This window comes from Kribbella sp. NPDC055071, assembly GCF_053608045.1.
In genome coordinates, this window is record NZ_JBSGUS010000016.1 from 1 (window position 1) to 17149 (window position 17149).

The following is a 17149-nucleotide window of genomic DNA, read 5'->3' on the forward strand; positions in this document are numbered from 1 at the left end:
CGATGTTATCGACAGCCTTCCACCTGACTACCACCGCGACCGCGGGCAGTACCTCGGCTCCCTTGCCCGCGCACACATCCTTGCTGAGCAGCCGGAGGCTGCAACTTCCGCCGCCGAGGAGGCGTACACCATCGCCGTCGCCACAGGTTCGACTCGCACGCTCGCGGACCTTCGTGGCACGATGCCTTCTGGCCTGGCCCGGTGGTCGCACATACCTGAGGTGGAACGATTCTGTGCCAAGCTCGCTGCTGTCGAACCAGAGATTGGCGGTCATTGAGTGTTCTCACTAGCCACAGACGCAGCGCCTGGACGCCCGAACGAGGACTTCGTTGTCGTCACGCCAGATCTCGCGATCGTCGTCGACGGCGCCGGCGTACCGATGGGCGGGTGTCGGCACGGCGTCGCCTGGTACGCGCAGCAGCTCGGCGCACATACCCTGCGCGCCCTTGCCGGCCACCCCGACCTTTCCTTGCGCGATGGTCTGCACGAGGCTCTCGCTGCGGTCGCGGCCTCGCACTCCGACACCTGCGACCTCGACGACCCGGGTACGCCGTGCGCGGCGGTTGGGATCCTGCGTGTTGGCGCCGATCAGGTGGACACGCTCGCACTGTCGGACGTGACGGTTCTGGTCGAGAGCGGGGAAGGCCCCCAGGTCACATGCGATCTCCGAATCGAGGAGATCGCTGGGACCGAGCCTGATGCGGTTGCTGGCCTGAAATTCAATACCCCCGAGCACAAGGCCGCGTTGGCCGAACTCGTCAGCACGCAGACGAGGACCCGCAATCGCCCGGACGGCTGGTGGGTAGCAGCCGCTGAGCCTGAAGCGGCCTGCCACGCACTGGTCAACAGCTATCCGCGGTCGGGCGTACGTCGGCTCGCGATCTTCTCGGACGGCGCTACACGCCCGGTTGACCAGATGGGCTTGTACGGCTGGCCCGAGTACCTGGATCTGCTGGACAAGGTCGGCCCGGCAAAGCTGATCGACCACGTCCGCGAGATCGAAGTAGCCGATCCTGACGGCGAGCGTTACCCCCGTACCAAGCGGCACGACGACGCGACCCTGGCGAGCTGGTGCGCTCCGACGGTCAGTGCTCAGGCGTACCGATCGGGCTTGGCCTGGCAAGCTACGTGACGGAATGCCCGAGCCGGATGGCGGTCTGGATCACGGCGCGAGGGCCACGTACGTAGTCAGAACCGCGTCGTCACCAGGCCTCCGGACGATCAACTCGAAGTCGTCGATCTCCTGCGGCTGGGAACCATGGCGCTTCACGGCCCCGAGCAGCAGTCGATGGAGCGATCCGGTATCGCCGGGATCGGCCTGCGTCTCCAGGCAGGCTACGGTGACACCAAGCCTGCGGACCTCCAGCTTGATTGCTTCAGGGCCGAAGGGCATCGGAGCAGGCGGCCCTTCCAGCGCCGCGTCAGCGACCTCAACAGTTGGCGCAGCCGCTTGCCGGGGAGCGACCAAGGTCGGCCGGCCAGGCTCGACGCGGACCAATCCCCACTCGCTAAGCAGCTGCACGGCACGCTGGGCCGTCGACGGCGAGACGCGGTTCTGCCGACCGATCTCCTTGACCGGCGGCATTTGCAGACCGACGACCAGGCTGCCGGCGTAGATACGATCACGCAGCTCAACCGCGAGCTTCTCGAATGGGTGCTTCGGCTCGAACTCGACCCTCGGTGGAAGGTCGGCAGCCCGCGGACGTGCGGGCATCCGCGGCGTAACGGTGCTGGCTGCCCGTTGGTCCGCCTCGGATACCCAAGCCGAGTAGTGGCGTCCCGTCGTAGCACCACCACCACCATGTCCGTGGCGGCCGGCGACCGTGCGGATGTCGACGCCGGCCGACAACAGCTCGGTTGCGTTGTACGTGCGAAGCTTGTGGATCGAGGTCTCGATCCCGAGCCGAGTCACCAACCTGCTGTACCGCTGCGTCACCGAATCGGGCTTCAGGTGGGTCTCCCCCAGCGGGTCGCGAGAGAACATGAACGCGTCGCGTGCGAGCTTCTTCCCCAATCCACGTGCGCGCTGTTCGCAGCGGTCTCGATGCTCAGAGAGCACCGCAACGCTCTCAGGATCGAGAACGATCCGTCGGTCGTCCTCGTTCTTGGTGTCCTTCTCCCACGTCTCTTTGCCGTACTGGCCGATCGCGCGCTGGACGTGGATAACCCCTCTGTCGAGGTCAACGTGGCGCCAGCGGATACCGCACAGCTCGCCGCGGCGGTTGCCGGCCACCATGGTCAACCAGATCAGTGCCCCCCAGTCGGGGTCCTTCCACGCTTCGTTGACGATTGCTGCGGCGTCCTCCACGGATGGTGGCCGTGGCCTCGGCTTTGGGGGTGACGGTGGCTCGGCGAAGTCGATCGGGTTGAGGGTGACCCACTTCAGGCGGACCGCTCGCCGGAATGCTCCGCTGAGGATCTGGTGAATGTAGAGGATGCTCGACTCACTGAGCGCCTCACACACGTGGGGCTTGCAGCGCTCGTCGCACTCGTGCGCCCGATCGGTTCGGTGATCGATCCGAGGCTTCTTGTTGCAGTGGTCTCGGCACCGACGCAGCTCGGAATAGAACGAGTCCATCACGCCCGCGTCGACGGCGCGGACCTTGACCCGACCGATCGTGCGGACGATGTGCTTGTCGGATTGGCTGCGGTAGTTCTTCGCCGTCTTGAACCCGAGCTTGGCGTCAGCCAGGTGCCGCTCAAGGAGCTGCTCGACAGTCGCATCCGTTCGGGGATGACGCCGCTCGTAGACCTCCAAACGGAAGCGGGTGAGTACTGTTTCCGCCTGTTCCTCAGCCTTCGGCCCGGCGGGGATCGTCTCCCGCAAGTACACCCGGTCCTTCGTGATCGGGTCGCGGCCGGCGAACACACTGACACGGAGCGATCCCGACGGCAGGGTCTCGATCCCGCCGAGTTGACGCTTCGGTTTCGCCTTTTCCTTGGCCACGAACGGCAGCTTACGACCGACTGGCTCCACGACCGGCACCACGGAGGGGTGGAACGAAGAAACCCCCAGGGTCAGAAAGTAGCCTCTGACCTGGGGGTTTGGGTGGAGCCGCCTGTCGGAATCGAACCGACGACCTTCTCATTACGAGTGAGACGCTCTGCCGACTGAGCTAAGGCGGCGGGTGCCGAGGCAAGAGTGTAGCGGGAGGGTGGGGGTGATTTCGAATCGGATCTGGGTGGGGGTGGGGTTGAGGGGGATGGATGGGGTGGGGCTTGCGGTGGTTGGGGTGGGGGTTGGAGTGCGCGGAGGGATCGGGGTTCAGCGTGGTTGGGGGAACTTGGGGGGTTCGGCTTACGTCGGACAATTGGTTGGAATGAATGGGGCGGGAAATGCGTTGACTCAAGTGTTGGGATGGGTCAGACTATTTCCCGCAAGGACTTCGAAACTCTAGGAGACATCGTGTACTGCTCGGGGAACGTGCGAAAGGCTTGGCGGCCCTGCCGCGAGGCTTTGTCGGCGTGTCTGCGATCTGCCGATGAAGCCACCTTCTACCACCGGCTCGGGACCGAGCTGAGCCCGAGCATGGGCGGCCCGCCTGGGTGATCTCCTAACTGGAGCATCTCCCAGGAGTCGTCTGAGCCGGGCCAACCGGCAGCAGGCGGCTCCTTTTTCTGTGCCCGCAGTATCGGGCCACGTCGGTGCGCAATGGTTGCGGACCGGATTCCAAACCCGCGTCACGAGGGTTCGACTCCTTCCACCGATGCATTTTCCGGTATTCACGAATACCGGCACGATCAATTGACAACTGGACATTCATCGCATTTTCTTCCGGGTCACCGAGGGCCCGGGAGAAACCTTCCCTGCGGCGCCGCCCGTGCGCCGGGGAAGACGCCCGGGCAGGTCCCGGGCGGCCGTCCCCGGGGCCCGCAAAGCCCCGGGGACGTCGACCGGCTGTGGGCCCTGGTGTAGGCCGCCTCACCCGAGGAGATCGAGGGTTCGACTCCCTCCAGCTGGACCAGGCGCCCGCGGAATGCTTGCTACCGGCCGAGCGGGCGCCGGCAACGTGCCTTGGGACGGAAATCTGCGGTACATCCGGCGCAAGGCGCTCCACGCTCGTGGCTCAACTGGACAGAGCACCGGCCTACGAAGCCGGAGAGTGCAGGTTCGAGTCCTGCCGGGCGTGCTGTGTCCGAAGCGGAAGTGGGCGATGCGCCGGGACGTGAACCCGGAGGAAGCGGGTTCGAGCCCCGCCGGACACCCTCGGTACGGCGGACGTCGCCGTACGTAACGCGTGACAGTACGGCGTACCGCACGAGCTGAGACCGACACCGAGATCACCGACCTGGCTGCGCGCGGTCGGGCACACTGGAGGGGAGGAGGAACCACATGAGCGGTGTGATCGTCCTGAACGCGTCGTACGAGCAGCTGCATGTCGTGTCGATCCAGCACGCCATCCGGATGCTCGTCCGCGAGGTCGCCGTTGTCGAGGAGGCACACGACGGCGCCAGCATCGGACCGTTCCCCCTCCCCCGAGTGCTGCGACTGGTGCGGTACGTCGTGACCAAGTGGCGCTACGCGTCCGGACGCCTGCAGTACACCCGCGCCGGCGTGCTGAAGCGGGACAAGTACACCTGCGCGTACTGCGGCAAGCCCGGCGCGACCACCATGGACCACGTGGTTCCACGGTCGCGCGGTGGACGAGGCGAGTGGCTGAACGCCGTCGCCGCCCACGCGGCCTGCAACGAGAGGAAAGGCTCGCGTACGCCGAACGAGGCCGGCATGCCACTGCTATGGCAGCCATGGATCCCCTCCCGCGCGGAGATCGCCCTCTGAGGCGAAACGCCAGCCTGGCAAGGTAAGCCGAGTTTCGGCCTAACGGCAACCGTCTCGACAACGGTCTGTCCCGCGACGGGACGTCAGGGTTCAAGACCCTGCCTTGCCGCATATCCATGAACAAGGAGAGTGAGGAGATGAACGTGGAGTTTCCGGTGGAACTGAGTGGGGCGAAGAGCTCCACGCTCATGTGGGCCCAGGAGCACGAGGTCGGGGCTCAGGCGCTGCAGCAACTGCGCAACATCGCTGCGCTGCCGTGGGTGCACGGTGTCCGGGTGATGCCGGACGTGCATCTCGGCAAGGGTGCGACGGTCGGTTCGGTGATCGCCATGTACCAGGCCGTTTCTCCGGCAGCGGTCGGAGTCGACATCGGGTGCGGGATGGAAGGTGTCCTGACCTCGTTGACAGCTGCGGACCTGCCGGACGATCTGTCGGCGATTCGGTCCCGTATCGAGGCCGCCGTACCGGTTGGGTTCCGGGCGCACGAGGATGCGGTCGGGATTCGCCGGCTCGGGCTGGATCCGCGGCCCTGGGATCGGCTGTGGGGCGGGTTCACGAGTCTGCACGACGGGGGTGCAGGACCGGGAGCGGAAGGCCAAGCAGCAGATGGGTTCGCTGGGCTCCGGCAACCACTTCATCGAGGTCTGCCTCGACGACGAGGACCGGGTATGGCTGATGCTGCACTCGGGCAGCCGCAACATCGGCAAGGAGCTCGCCGAGCGGCACATGCGGATCGCCCGGGACCTGCCGCACAACGCGGATCTTCCGGATCGCAACCTCGCGGTGTTCCTTTCCGGTACGCCGGAGATGGACGCGTACCGGCGGGATCTCACGTGGGCGCAGGAGTACGCGGCACGCAACCGTGCAGTGATGCTGGCGCTGGTGATGCAGGCGGTACGGGAGTCGTTCGATCACGAGGTGCGGTTCGACCAGCCGATCTCGTGCCACCACAACTACGTGGCCGAGGAGCAGTTCGACGGGCTCGACCTGCTCGTCACTCGTAAGGGCGCGATCCGGGCTGGCCTCGGGGATCTCGGGCTGATCCCGGGATCGATGGGGACCGGGTCGTACGTCGTTCGTGGGCTCGGCTCGGAACGGTCCTTCTACTCGGCCTCGCACGGGGCGGGCCGGCGGATGAGCCGGAGCGAGGCCAAGCGCCGGTACACCGTCGACGACCTGGTCGCGCAGACGGCGGGCGTTGAGTCCCGGAAGGACGCCGGGGTGATCGATGAGATTCCTGCGGCGTACAAGGATATCGAGTCCGTGATTGCTGCGCAGGCTGATCTGGTCGAGGTGGTTGCTCACCTCAAGCAGATTGTCTGCGTCAAGGGATAGCAGGGGTCCTGCCGTGGTCAGGGGACACGGCAGGACCCGCACACGCGAGGCGATAAATGCCTCAAGCAACTAAAAGAGAGGAGGACCGGCTATGGCCGACCTCAGAAACAGGAAGCGAGTGCCCGGCGGTAGGACCGGTGCTCCGGTGAAGCAGGGTCATGCGTTGCGTCGGGTTCGGCTTGCGTGCGGACATGTGCAGCGCGATCGGATCGCCCACGCCGGGGATCACGTCTGGTGCGAAGCCGATTGCTCCGACTGGATCCGCGTCGTCGCAGTCGAGGAGTAGTACGCGCCGTCGCCAACCCCCAACGGTGAGTGAAACAGCCCAACAGGACAAGTCATCCGCAACTTTCTCCGGCGACTGACCATCGTGCGGAGTAAGGGATGGCACGCGACTGGGGCGCACTCACTGGTGGGGGAAGCCCATGGTCAGATGGATGGTGGTGCTCGGGCTCGTGATCGCGGGGATAGCGGGCACCGCGACGGCGGAGCCGGACAGGACCGGCCCGGGGATCGCGATCGCTCCGGATCTGCCGGAGCCGCCGGGGGCACAATTCGTGCCAGGGGCAACGAATGTGGTCCCGGCGGACACCGTGAGCACAAAGACGGCAACGGCGTTGACGGCAACGGGAGGCACGTACACCTGCCCCGGCTTCGGCACGATCGACAACGCAACCCCGCTGGCGTCGGTCCTGGCCGACACCTACAGCTGGGGCGGGTTCACGGCGTACAAGGTTGGTGACGGCAAAGGCAACATCAACTGGAAGCTCAACCCCTACAACAACCCCAGCTGGTATATGTGGTTCCACTCGCTTCGTTGGCTAGGGCAAGGAATCATCGCCGCCGGCCAGGGCGACCAGGTCGCGCTCGACCACGTGACGACGGTCATCGCGGACTGGGTGCGTGACAATCCGTACTCCTGGCAGGCGAATGTCGGCGCCTGGGAGTCGACGAAACACCGGGCCAACGTGCTCATTTGCACCCGGCAGGCCGTCATGGCCGGTTTGAACGTCACCACGCTCCCGGCGCGGTACACCTGGCTGGACACCGCCTTGGTGAACCACGCCAACTTCCTGGTCGCCCATTGGAGCGGCGCGTGGAACCACGGCACCGACGAGAGCATCACGCTCTTCGGCGTCGGCTGCACGTTCGGCCGCCAGGACTACCTGACACTTGCCCAGCAGCGGCTGAACGCCGCGATCACCACCTCGATCGACGCGCAAGGTTCGACCAACGAGCAATCGACGGCCTATGCCCAGTTCAACTACGCCCTGTGGGGCCGCGCCGTCGACGTACTGCGGGCCTGCGGCGCGGATCCGGGTACGACGATCAACACGCGCCGCGCGTTGCTGGCCAACTGGTTGGCCCTGGCAACGAACTCACTCGGCAACCTCCACCAGATCGGCGATTCGGAGATCGTCCGGACGATGCCGATCGCCGGAACGCCACTCGAGTACGCCGGAAGCCACGGCACCACCGGGATCGCACCGACCCAGCGCGTCGGCATGTACTCGGCCGGCTACGTCTTCGGCCGGACCGGTTGGGGAACGAGCAGTACGTTTGCGGGCCAAGCGTCGTACAGCATCAGGTATGGGCCGGCGCGTCAACTGCACGGCCACAGCGACCACACGTCGATCACCTACACCGCGCGCGGGCGGGACATCCTGATCAGTGGCGGCCACGCCGGCTACCAGAACGACGTCTGGCGGGCGTGGGCCAAGGGCCCCTTCTCCTCGAATGCGATGACGACTCCCCTGACGGCCGACCGCCTGACGGCGACCAAGCTGACCAGGTCCGCGGTGAAGCCGAACGCCGACTTCTTCGAGTTCGCCGACGCACCCGGGACGGGTATCAGCCGCGTCCGCGCCGTACTGGTGCTCAACAATCCAGACCTCGTCGTTGCGCTCGACCGCGGATCGTCCAAGACCGCGCAACAGTTCCAAACGCTGTGGCATCTGCCGGCGGATCAGAAGGCGACGGTGTACTCGCGGACCACAGCCGTCGCGGCACGACCGGGCGACACCAGCCACACGATCCTGTTCCAGATCCCGTACAAGCAGGCTCTGCCGCGCGGGGCGATCCTCCTCAAACAGGCCCAAACAAAGCCGATCCAGGGCTGGACCTACCCGAACATCACCACGCGCCGATCCGCGCCGACGCTGCAGTTCATGCGATCCGGGACGTCCGCGTCCATCCTCTCGTTCATCGCTCCCGTGCGGGCGACGGGCTCGGTGACGTACAAGACGCGGATGTCCGGTACGACGTTCGTCGTCGACCTCAACCTGGCGGGCGTACGTACCTCGGTCGGCATCACGCCCGGCGGTTCGCTCTTCCGCCTCGCGTGACACGGTCCCATGTCAGCATGGCTACAAGAACCAGGGGGCGGCATGACGAACTATCCACCGAACTTCAACTACTACCCACCACCGCAGGCGCCACAGCCCGGCGTGATTCCACTGCGGCCGCTGGACGTCGGAGCCGTGCTGAACGGATCGTTCCAGGCGATCTTCCGGAACTGGCAAGCCGCGTTGTTGTTGCCGTTCGGCGTCTACGCAGTCGTAGCTGTCGTCGACGGTCTCCTGGTGATCAAGCCGATCCGCGGTATGTCGGTGGCGTTCGACAGCAACAACGCACCGAGTTCAGGCACCATCCGGGACCTGATCGTCGTCATCGTTGTCACGATCGTGCTGACCGTGCTCTCAACGGCGATCGTCCAGACGACGGCCACGCTGGTGGTGAGCCGCGCAGTGCTCGGCCGTCGTACCTCGATCGGTCAGGCGCTGCGCGCGGCATTGCCCCGGATACTGCCCATCGTCGGCCTGAACGTGTTGATCGGGCTGCTGATCGCCGCGTTCTTCCTCCTACCGCTCGGATCGATCGGCGGTGCCATCGGGCTGGGCGTGGCGGGCAACGACGACGGAGCGTTCCTCTTCGGCTGCCTGGCCTTCGCCCTCTTCCTCGCCGCGGCCGCCTTCGCGATCTACTTCGGGAACGGGTTCACGGTAGCAGGCGCCGCACTGATCCTGGAGTCGATACCGGCGCGGGCCGCGATGCGCCGGTCGCGCGGGTTGGTCCGGGACTTCTGGTGGCGGACCTTCGGGATCATGCTGCTGGCAGGGCTGATAGCCAACCTCGCCAGCAGTGTGGTGCAGCTACCTGCTTCCGCGATCCGGTTGCCGAGCAACTCGAACCAGGACCTGAACCAAGCGCTCGACGCGGCCTTGACGCCGGGCGTGCTGGTGCTCTCGGTCGTGGTCTCGTCGGTGGCCTTGGGCTTCACCCAGCAGTTTCTGACTGGTATCAGCACGCTGCTGTACCACGATCTGCGCATCCGTAAGGAGGGCTTTCAGGTGCCGCTGTTCCAGATGGCGCAGCTACCGGACGACCTCAACTCCGGGCCGGTTGGCTGGAGAGCACCTTTCCAGGATTAAGCAGGTTCTGGGGGTCGAAGGCCTGCTTGACGCGGCGGTGGAGGTCGAGGCTGATCGGGCCGAGCTCGGTCTCGAGCCATCGGGTCTTGAGCATGCCGACGCCGTGTTCGCCGGTGATCGTGCCGCCCAGCGACAGCCCGAACTCCATCACCGCGCCGAACGCATCGAGCGCACGGGCCTCGGCGGCGGGATCGTCACGATCGAAGACCACCGTCGGATGCATGTTCCCGTCGCCCACATGCCCAGGGCAACAAATCAGTACGTCGTACTTCGCGCCGATCTCCTCGACCCCGTGGACCAGGGCAACGAGCTTCGATCGCGGTACGGCGACGTCGTCGATCAAGGTGAGACCGCGCGCCTCGAGGGCCGCATTGACCAGGCGACGCGCCTCGAGGAGCATCCGGGACTCCTCCGCGTCCGAGGCCTCGGCGACCTCGACCGCGTCGTACTCCAAGCAGATCGCGGCGATCCGGGCCACGTCCTCGGCTGCCCGCGGGCCGCGGTCGGACTGGGCGATCAGCATCGACTCCGCGTCTTCCGGCAGGCCCATGTCCCGGTAGTCCTGGATGGCTCGCAAGGTCGGGCGATCGAGGTATTCGAGCAGCGACGGTCGCAGGCCGGATGCCATCACGGCAGCCGCGGCGGCGATCCCCGCCTCCATCGACGGGAACGTCGCGGCTGCGGTCAGCGCGGCTTCCGGCGCCGGACGCAACGCCAGCGTGGCCTCGGTGACGACGCCCAAGGTCCCTTCGGATCCGACGATCAAGTGGGTCAGGTCGTAGCCCGCGACGCCCTTCGCCGACCGCCGGCCGGTCCGGACGACCTCACCCGACGCCAGCACCACCTCAAGACCACGCACGAAGTCCGCTGTCACGCCGTACTTCACGCAGCACAACCCACCGGCATTGGTCGCGATGTTGCCACCGAGCGTGGACATCTCCCACGACGACGGATCCGGCGGGTAGAACAGGTTCTGCGCCAACACTTCACGCGACAGTTCGGCGTTCACCACACCGGGCTGTACGACGGCGACCTGGTCCTCCACCGAGATCTCCAGGATCTGGTTCATCCGCGAGGTCGACAGCAACAGACATCCGTCGATCGCGTTGGCCGCTCCGGACAACCCGGTCCGTGCGCCTTGCGTCACCACAGGCACACCGAACTCTCCGGCCGCACGCATCACCTCTTGGACGTCCGCCGTACTGCCAGGCCGCACCAGCAACCGCGGCACGCCGGCCGTACAGAAGGTCGCGTGGTCATTGCGATGACTGTCCAGTACGTCGGGATCGTCCACAACCGCACGGTCACCGAGCGTCGACCGCAGCCGGGCCACCAACGGATCACTCATGTTTCGTCCTGTTCCGCCAGCAGTCGTAGGATCAGCTCGGCCCGACGGACCCGCTCTCGTCCCAGGGCTTCCGCCGTACCGGCGAGGTGAGCGCCGACCGGGTAGATGTTCGGCGCGTTCCGCAGGCCCATCTTCAGATACACCGGCGCGGCGACCCGAACGACCTCCGGTACGTCGTAGAACCGTACATGGCCGCCCTGGTCATCGGGGACCTCGATGTACATGTCGATCGGCACGGTCGTGACGGATCGGATCTCCGCCAGGACAGGCACTGGCAGATCGGTCGATACATTGAGGCTCGTCGCACCCAGTCGCTCGTACAACCGCGCGGTCGGTGCGTTGGGCAACGGCATCAGCACCGAGGTCTTCAGGACCAGATCGGACGGCAACGATCCCTCGACCTTCAACTGACCAAGGAGCTCCAGTACGCCGAGGTCCCCGACCAGCAGACTCCGTACGCCGAGGTCCACCGCCCGGAACGCGTCACACAGCGACGCGGCAACCATCTCGTTGCCTCGCGCAACCCCACCAACGGCAGCCGAGACCTTGGCCTGTCCCCCGATATCCCAGGCACCGCGCGGCCCGAGGAACAGACAGACCTCGACACCGGCGGTCGCGCCGAGCGAGAGCATCTCCTGGATCTCGGCATCGGTCAGCATCATCACGCCACTGCCCTGTGACACCCGGTCGACCTGGACGCCGCGCGTCTTCGCCTCTTCCAGGACCGCAGCCATCACCGCGGGTCCTTCACAGGAAGGGATCTCGACCCGGTACGGCGAACCGTCCGGGAACGTCGCAGTAGACGGGGCCCCAGGCCCGAACCCGCGATCGGTCAGCAGAGCCCGTGCTTCGCGAAGGTTCATCTCTCGCTCCAGGATCCGAGCTTCCCCGCCAACGTCAGGTCGCGCGCCGTACCGGTGATCTCCAGGTCGAACCGGTCGGCAGCCTCGGCCAGCAAGGCCGGGGTCACCAGCAATTCGTTCGGGGACAGCGTGTCCTTGATCCGGGCCAGCCGCAGCTCGGACCAGTCTCGCCGGCCGCACATCGTCACGGCGGCGAGTACGGCGGCCTCGTCATCCTCCATCACCATTGGCAGCCGGGATCGGCGCGCTCCACCGGCGCCGGAGGTCAGCGCGTTCACATAGCTTGCCTGGATGTCGATCTGGTCCAGGAGCCGAGCCGGGATGACGTCGGCCAACCCCAGCCCGGATGCGTTTCCGTGCGACGCCGGAGACAGCGAGTGCACACTGATCGCCGCGATCGACGGCGATTCGAACTCGGGGATCCCGTGCACCCAGCACCGGCCGATCACGTTCGTGTCCATGCCGGCGCCAGACTTGTCCTTACCCATCTCGTCCACCACCAGGACGTCCAACGAGTCGAACGGCAACCGCCCGAGTAGGCTCGAAGCCCTTTGGAGTAAGGCATTCTCGGCCGGTCCGGCGATCCCGTCGGGCTCCAGGAACTCGACGGTGGCGGTCCGCTCGTGGGCGTTCTCGAGGATCGCCAGGCCGCCGAGTATCTTGCCCTGCGCAACGACCATCCGGGCCGCGGCTTCGATGGCCACACCCAACGAGGGGATCCCGCCCGCATGCAAGGCGGCAGCACCTGCGTGGTTACCCAACCCGATCGCGAGGATCTTCGCGATACCGCTCTCGATCGGACCCCGGAAGTCCGTGTGTGGCTTGACTCGGTTGACCAGGAGCACTCCGTCGGCCTTGGCGGCCAGGGCGTCGTGGTGCACCGGCGTACCGTCCTCCAACGTGCCGACGACCACGGTCTCCATCGTCGCCTCGACCGGGCATCCGACCGACTCCGGCATGATCCCGAGGCCGGCCAGCATCTCGCGCTGCCCGTCCGCCGTCGCCCCGCCGTGCGACCCCATCGCCGGCACGACAAACGGTGTCGCACCGACCGACTTCAGCCAGTCCACCGCCGCCTTGACCACCGGCACCAGGTCCTGAATCCCTCGGCTGCCCGCGGTCACCGCGATCCGCGTACCAGGCCGGATCCGCTCGCGCAGGGGTTCGAGTGCGGCCTGTGCGTCGGTGTACGGATCGTGCGAGGTCGGCAGATCGGTGAGGATGCGGCGAACCGGCGTGACCTGCGGGAGTACGCCTGCCGGTCGCAGCCCGCGGACAGCCTCGAAGGGTCCCCAGCTCATCAGTGGCTCTGTCGCGCTACTGCTGAGCCGGTGCGGCCGACCAGGAAGTCCAGGTCGCAGCCCTGGTTGGCCTGGGTCACGTGGTCGACGTACAGGCGGGCCCAGCCGCGGTCGGTCGGAGGCGTCGGCGGCTGCCAATCCGCCCGGCGCTTCTCCAACTCCTCGTCGGACACATCCAGATGCAAGCGCCGAGCCGGTACGTCGAGCTCGATCCAGTCACCGGTCCGCACCAGCGCAAGCGGCCCGCCAACAGCCGCTTCCGGCGTGACATGGAGTACGACGGTGCCGTACGCCGTACCGCTCATCCGCGCGTCCGAGATCCGCACCATGTCGTCCACGCCGATTTCGGCGAGCTTGCGCGGGATGGTCATGTTCCCGACCTCGGGCATTCCGGGATAGCCCCGCGGGCCCGAGTTCTGCAGCACAAGCACGGTGTCCTCGTCGACGTCCAGTTCCGGATCTTCGACCGCCTTGTCGTACTCCTCGATGCTCGCGAACACCAGCGCCTTGCCGCGGTGCCGGGAGAGTCGCTCGGACGCGGCCGACTGCTTGATGACGGCGCCGTCAGGTGCCAGATTCCCCTTCAGTACGGCGGTCCCCGCACCGCTACCCAGCGGGTCTCCGACCGGCCGGATCACCGCGTAGGTCTGGCTGCCCGGAGCGGCGCCCGGATAGGTCGCCTCGATCCGCTCGGCGTTCGCGACGTTCTCGCCGATCGTTTTTCCGGTGACGGTGATCGCCTCGGTCTTGAGCAGCGGCAGGATCTCCTTCATCACCGCGGGCAGACCGCCGGCGTAGTAGAAGTCCTCCATCAGGTACTTGCCCGATGGCTGCAGGTCGACGAGCCACGGCACGCCGCGCGCCCACTCGTCGATGTCGTCCAGCGTCAGCTCGACGCCGACGCGGCCGGCGATGGCCAGCAGGTGAATCACGAAGTTCGTCGAGCCGCCGATCGCAGCGTTGGCTCGGACAGCGTTCGCGAAGGCGTCACGGGTGAGGATGTCGCTCGGTTTGAGGTCCTCCTTCACCATCTCGACGATGCGTTGCCCAGACTTCTGGGCGATCACGTAACGGCGCGAGTCGACCGCGGGGATCGCCGCGGATCCGGTCAACTGCAGACCGAGCGCCTCGGCCATGCAGGCCATCGTGGACGCCGTACCCATGGTCATGCAGTGGCCGTTGCTGCGCGACTGACCCGCTTCGGCCGCAGCGAAGTCCTCGGCCGACATCCGGCCCGCGTTGAGGTCCTGGGTGAAGCGCCAAACCGCCGTACCGGAACCGATGTCGCAGCCGCGGAACTTGCCGTTCAGCATCGGTCCGCCGGTCACGACGACCGTCGGCAGGTCGACGCTCGCGGCGCCCATGATCGAACCAGGTGTGGTCTTGTCGCAGCCGGTCAGCAGGACGACGCCGTCGATCGGGTTGCCGCGCAGGGATTCCTCGACGTCCATGCTGAGCAGGTTGCGGAACAGCATCGCGGTCGGCCGCAGCAACGTCTCCCCGAGCGACATCACCGGGAACTCGAGCGGGAACCCACCCGCCTGCCAGACACCCCGTTTGACCGAATCGGCCAGCCGGCGTAGGTGCGCGTTGCACGGGGTGAGCTCGGACCAGGTGTTGGCGATCCCGATCACCGGGCGGCCGTCGAACGCCTCCTCGGAGAAGCCCTGCGACTTCATCCAGGACCGGTGGATGAACCCGTTGCGGCCCTTCTCACCGAACCAGTGGTCGAAACTCCGCCGCCCGATGGGCTGATCAGGCTCGTCGACCGTCGGTTCGTTCGCGGACAGATCGGTCATCGCGACACCTCGCCTGTGGTCACGGATCCGTTGACCCGCCGGCTGATGCCGGCCGGGTTCGAGTCCTTCAGTACGTCGGGAAGCACGGCATCGGGAGCGTCCTGGTACGCGACCGGACGCTGGAACCGCCGGGCCGCAGTCACCCCGACGCTGGTGTGGATCGAGCCGACGGTCGACGGGAACGGGCCGCCGTGATGCTGCGCCCAGGACACCGCGACGCCGGTCGGCCAGCCGTTCCAGAGCACGCGACCAGCCCTTGCCGTTAGCAACGGCAACAGCTCTCGCGCGAAGTCGGCGTCGGAGTCCTCGGCGTGAAGCGTCGCGGTCAGATTGCCTTCGAACGCTTCGATCGCGGATCGCAGCTCGTCGGGTGACGCGTATTCGACCACGATCGAGACCGGGCCGAAGCACTCCTCGAGAATTTCGTCGCGACGGGTGAGCAGCTCGGGGACCGTTGTCTGCAGCAACGTTGCGCCGGCCGAGGCCCAGACCCTCACGCCGTCGATCTTCTCCAGGCGATCCAGGCCGGAGCTGAAGGCGTCCTTGATCCGGTCGTTCAGCATCGGCGCCTCGGCGACACCGGTGACGGCCTCGGTCAACTGTTGCTGGAGGCCGTGTCCGGCCGGGAGGAAGAGGAGGCCGGGCTTGGTGCAGAACTGGCCGACACCGAGGGTGAACGAGCCGACGTACCCGGTGGCGATGTCCTTGCCTCGGGCATCGACTGCGGCTTGGGTGACGAAGGCCGGATTCAGGCTGCCCAGCTCGCCGTAGAACGGGATGGGCTCTGGGCGGGTGACTGCGATCTCGTGGAGTGCCTTACCGGCCGGAACCGAGCCGGTAAAGCCTGCGGCCGTGATGCGCGGGTCCTTCAGCGCGGTGACGCCGACGTCGAAACCTTGGATCAGGCCGAACGAACCATCCGGGGCGCCTGCTGTGTGCAGCGCCTCGATCATCACTGCGGCGGTGCGGGCGGAGAGCTCTGGGTGGCCGGGGTGTGCTTTGACGATCACTGGGCAACCGGCCGCCAGCGCAGAGGCGGTGTCGCCGCCGCAGACGCTGAACGCGAACGGGAAGTTGCTCGCGGCAAACACCAGGACCGGGCCGAGTGGGACCAAGACTCGCCGGAGGTCGGGGCGTGGGACCGGCTTGGCCTGGGCGTCCGCTGTGTCGATGATGACCTCGAGCAGCGAACCTTCTGCCAGGGCGTCGGCGAACATCCGCAGCTGACCGGTGCTGCGGGCGACCTCGCCACGCAGCCGCGGCTCCGGCAGCGACGACTCCCGGATCGCGATCGGCACCAACTCATCCGCCGCGGCATCGAGCGCATCCGCCACTGCACGAATCCATCCCGCGCGGACATTGGGTTCGCTCGCCGCCAACGCCGGAGCAGCCGCCGTAGCCTCAGCAAGAGCGTTCTCAAGCTCAGCAGGCGTTGTGTCCGGGGTCATCGCTTCTCCTCCAGGTTGTCTTTGGCCAGGAAAGCAAAGGGTTCGCGGCCGGTAGCTACTGTGTTGGTCAGCGTGCCGACCTCGGCGATGGTGATCGTGATGACGTCGCCGTCGGCCAGCGTGAAGTCCAGCTCCGGCACGATCCCGGTGCCGGTTGCGAGGATCACGCCGTCGGGAAAGTCGTTCGGCAGGAAGAGTGCGTCGATCAGGTCCTGGAGCTCACGCACGAGCTTCGCGGTTGACGTCGTACCCGCGAACACCTCGTCGCCGGCGCGTTCGATGACGAGATCGATGGTCAGGTCCTTCGGATTCGCCACCTCCCAGACGGGCCGGATCCCGGTCGCCAGCGCGCACCCACCGGCGAACAGCTTGGCCTGCGGCACGTAGAGCGGGTTGACGCCCTCGATCGACCGCGAACTCATGTCGTTGCAGACTGTGAACCCGACAATCTCACCGTGGCTGTTGGCAACGACCGCGAGCTCCGGCTCCGGTACGTCGTGACCCGAGTCGGTCCGGATCCCGACCGGCTCGCCGTCGACCACAACCCGCCAGGCCGGCGCCTTCTGGAACAGCTCGGGCCGATCGGCGGTGTAGACCTTGTCGTACACGGACTGCTCGGTGCTCTCCTCCATCCGCGCGCCGCGCGACCGCTCATAGGTCACGCCCGCACACCAGACCTCACCGCGCCCGTCGAGCGGCGGCAGGAAGGTGAGTCCGTCAGCCGGCACGGCCTCGCCCACCTTGCCGACCGCGGCCTTGAGGTCATCCAACCGCAGTCGCAGCAGCTCCGCGACGCTGTCGATGCCTTCGACCGGTGCCACCGTGTCACCGGTACTCACACCAA

At 66.7% G+C, this 17149-nt stretch carries 13 protein-coding genes, 4 tRNA genes and 1 pseudogene; 10 read left to right on the forward strand and 8 right to left on the reverse strand.

Annotated features, from left to right (window positions below):
- Together ACWF4Z_RS25155 and ACWF4Z_RS25160 are read left to right on the forward strand one after the other, a co-directional pair.
- A partial coding sequence (locus tag ACWF4Z_RS25155; RefSeq protein WP_452245592.1) for a hypothetical protein occupies window positions 1-277 on the forward strand: 277 nt, incomplete at its 5' end.
- On the forward strand, window positions 278-1132 hold the full coding sequence (locus tag ACWF4Z_RS25160; protein ID WP_452245593.1) for a hypothetical protein: 855 nt from the start codon (window positions 278-280) through the stop codon (window positions 1130-1132).
- 30 nt (window positions 1133-1162) lie between these two features.
- On the opposite strand, the gene ACWF4Z_RS25165 is transcribed toward ACWF4Z_RS25160, so the two are convergent.
- Together ACWF4Z_RS25165 and ACWF4Z_RS25170 are read right to left on the reverse strand one after the other, a co-directional pair.
- On the reverse strand, window positions 1163-2947 hold the full coding sequence (locus tag ACWF4Z_RS25165; protein WP_452245594.1) for a tyrosine-type recombinase/integrase: 1785 nt from the start codon (window positions 2945-2947) through the stop codon (window positions 1163-1165).
- A 103-nt stretch (window positions 2948-3050) separates the two neighbouring features.
- Window positions 3051-3126: transfer RNA gene (locus ACWF4Z_RS25170), tRNA-Thr, on the reverse strand.
- A 768-nt stretch (window positions 3127-3894) separates the two neighbouring features.
- Between ACWF4Z_RS25170 and ACWF4Z_RS25175 the strand changes: the two genes are divergently transcribed.
- From ACWF4Z_RS25175 to ACWF4Z_RS25210, 8 genes and pseudogenes are all read left to right on the forward strand, one after another.
- Window positions 3895-3965, forward strand: a tRNA-OTHER gene (locus tag ACWF4Z_RS25175).
- A 91-nt stretch (window positions 3966-4056) separates the two neighbouring features.
- Window positions 4057-4130: transfer RNA gene (locus ACWF4Z_RS25180), tRNA-Arg, on the forward strand.
- A 2-nt stretch (window positions 4131-4132) separates the two neighbouring features.
- Window positions 4133-4206 (forward strand) — tRNA-His (locus tag ACWF4Z_RS25185).
- Window positions 4207-4333: 127 nt separating this feature from the next.
- A complete protein-coding gene (locus tag ACWF4Z_RS25190) occupies window positions 4334-4780 on the forward strand; it encodes an HNH endonuclease (protein WP_452245595.1) in 447 nt (148 codons plus the stop codon).
- A 278-nt stretch (window positions 4781-5058) separates the two neighbouring features.
- Window positions 5059-5205 (forward strand): annotated as a pseudogene (locus tag ACWF4Z_RS25195) (RtcB family protein); the annotation flags it as partial.
- A 148-nt stretch (window positions 5206-5353) separates the two neighbouring features.
- The gene (locus ACWF4Z_RS25200) at window positions 5354-6115 is read left to right on the forward strand and encodes an RtcB family protein (RefSeq protein WP_452245596.1); all 762 of its coding nucleotides are present in this window, start codon (window positions 5354-5356) and stop codon (window positions 6113-6115) included.
- 425 nt (window positions 6116-6540) lie between these two features.
- Complete coding sequence (locus ACWF4Z_RS25205; RefSeq protein WP_452245597.1) at window positions 6541-8460, forward strand: heparinase II/III domain-containing protein; 1920 nt, start codon at window positions 6541-6543, stop codon at window positions 8458-8460.
- Between the two features lie 42 nt (window positions 8461-8502).
- Window positions 8503-9546 (forward strand): hypothetical protein, encoded by a 1044-nt coding sequence (locus ACWF4Z_RS25210; protein ID WP_452245598.1) that lies wholly within the window; start codon window positions 8503-8505, stop codon window positions 9544-9546.
- Here ACWF4Z_RS25210 and ACWF4Z_RS25215 read toward each other — a convergent pair.
- From ACWF4Z_RS25215 to ACWF4Z_RS25240, 6 genes are read right to left on the reverse strand one after another with little or no spacing between them, the layout of a single operon-like run.
- On the reverse strand, window positions 9503-10894 hold the full coding sequence (locus tag ACWF4Z_RS25215) for an FAD-binding oxidoreductase (protein ID WP_452245599.1): 1392 nt from the start codon (window positions 10892-10894) through the stop codon (window positions 9503-9505). The genes ACWF4Z_RS25210 and ACWF4Z_RS25215 overlap by 44 nt on opposite strands.
- The gene (locus ACWF4Z_RS25220) at window positions 10891-11757 is read right to left on the reverse strand and encodes a hypothetical protein (protein ID WP_452245600.1); all 867 of its coding nucleotides are present in this window, start codon (window positions 11755-11757) and stop codon (window positions 10891-10893) included. Before ACWF4Z_RS25220 ends, ACWF4Z_RS25215 begins: the two co-directional genes overlap by 4 nt.
- The gene (locus tag ACWF4Z_RS25225; RefSeq protein WP_452245601.1) at window positions 11754-13058 is read right to left on the reverse strand and encodes a DUF2088 domain-containing protein; all 1305 of its coding nucleotides are present in this window, start codon (window positions 13056-13058) and stop codon (window positions 11754-11756) included. Before ACWF4Z_RS25225 ends, ACWF4Z_RS25220 begins: the two co-directional genes overlap by 4 nt.
- Window positions 13058-14857, reverse strand: coding sequence for an IlvD/Edd family dehydratase (locus ACWF4Z_RS25230; protein ID WP_452245602.1), 1800 nt, complete (start codon window positions 14855-14857; stop codon window positions 13058-13060). The genes ACWF4Z_RS25225 and ACWF4Z_RS25230 overlap by 1 nt, the downstream gene beginning before the upstream one ends.
- Window positions 14854-16305: an aldehyde dehydrogenase (NADP(+)) gene (locus tag ACWF4Z_RS25235; RefSeq protein WP_452245603.1), complete on the reverse strand. Its 1452-nt coding sequence runs from the start codon at window positions 16303-16305 to the stop codon at window positions 14854-14856. Before ACWF4Z_RS25235 ends, ACWF4Z_RS25230 begins: the two co-directional genes overlap by 4 nt.
- A complete protein-coding gene (locus ACWF4Z_RS25240) occupies window positions 16302-17144 on the reverse strand; it encodes a fumarylacetoacetate hydrolase family protein (RefSeq protein WP_452245604.1) in 843 nt (280 codons plus the stop codon). Before ACWF4Z_RS25240 ends, ACWF4Z_RS25235 begins: the two co-directional genes overlap by 4 nt.
- Between the last annotated feature and the right edge of the window lie 5 nt (window positions 17145-17149).

Excerpts from the sequence above, each read along its gene's own strand:
- ACWF4Z_RS25225 (WP_452245601.1), bottom strand. The coding sequence starts at position 13,058 with ATGAGCTGGGGACCCTTCGAGGCTGTCCGCGGGCTGCGACCGGCAGGC.
- ACWF4Z_RS25210 (WP_452245598.1), top strand. The coding sequence starts at position 8,503 with ATGACGAACTATCCACCGAACTTCAACTACTACCCACCACCGCAGGCG.
- ACWF4Z_RS25220 (WP_452245600.1), bottom strand. The coding sequence starts at position 11,757 with ATGAACCTTCGCGAAGCACGGGCTCTGCTGACCGATCGCGGGTTCGGG.
- ACWF4Z_RS25205 (WP_452245597.1), top strand. The coding sequence starts at position 6,541 with ATGGTCAGATGGATGGTGGTGCTCGGGCTCGTGATCGCGGGGATAGCG.
- ACWF4Z_RS25230 (WP_452245602.1), bottom strand. The coding sequence starts at position 14,857 with ATGACCGATCTGTCCGCGAACGAACCGACGGTCGACGAGCCTGATCAG.
- ACWF4Z_RS25215 (WP_452245599.1), bottom strand. The coding sequence starts at position 10,894 with ATGAGTGATCCGTTGGTGGCCCGGCTGCGGTCGACGCTCGGTGACCGT.
- ACWF4Z_RS25190 (WP_452245595.1), top strand. The coding sequence starts at position 4,334 with ATGAGCGGTGTGATCGTCCTGAACGCGTCGTACGAGCAGCTGCATGTC.
- ACWF4Z_RS25235 (WP_452245603.1), bottom strand. The coding sequence starts at position 16,305 with ATGACCCCGGACACAACGCCTGCTGAGCTTGAGAACGCTCTTGCTGAG.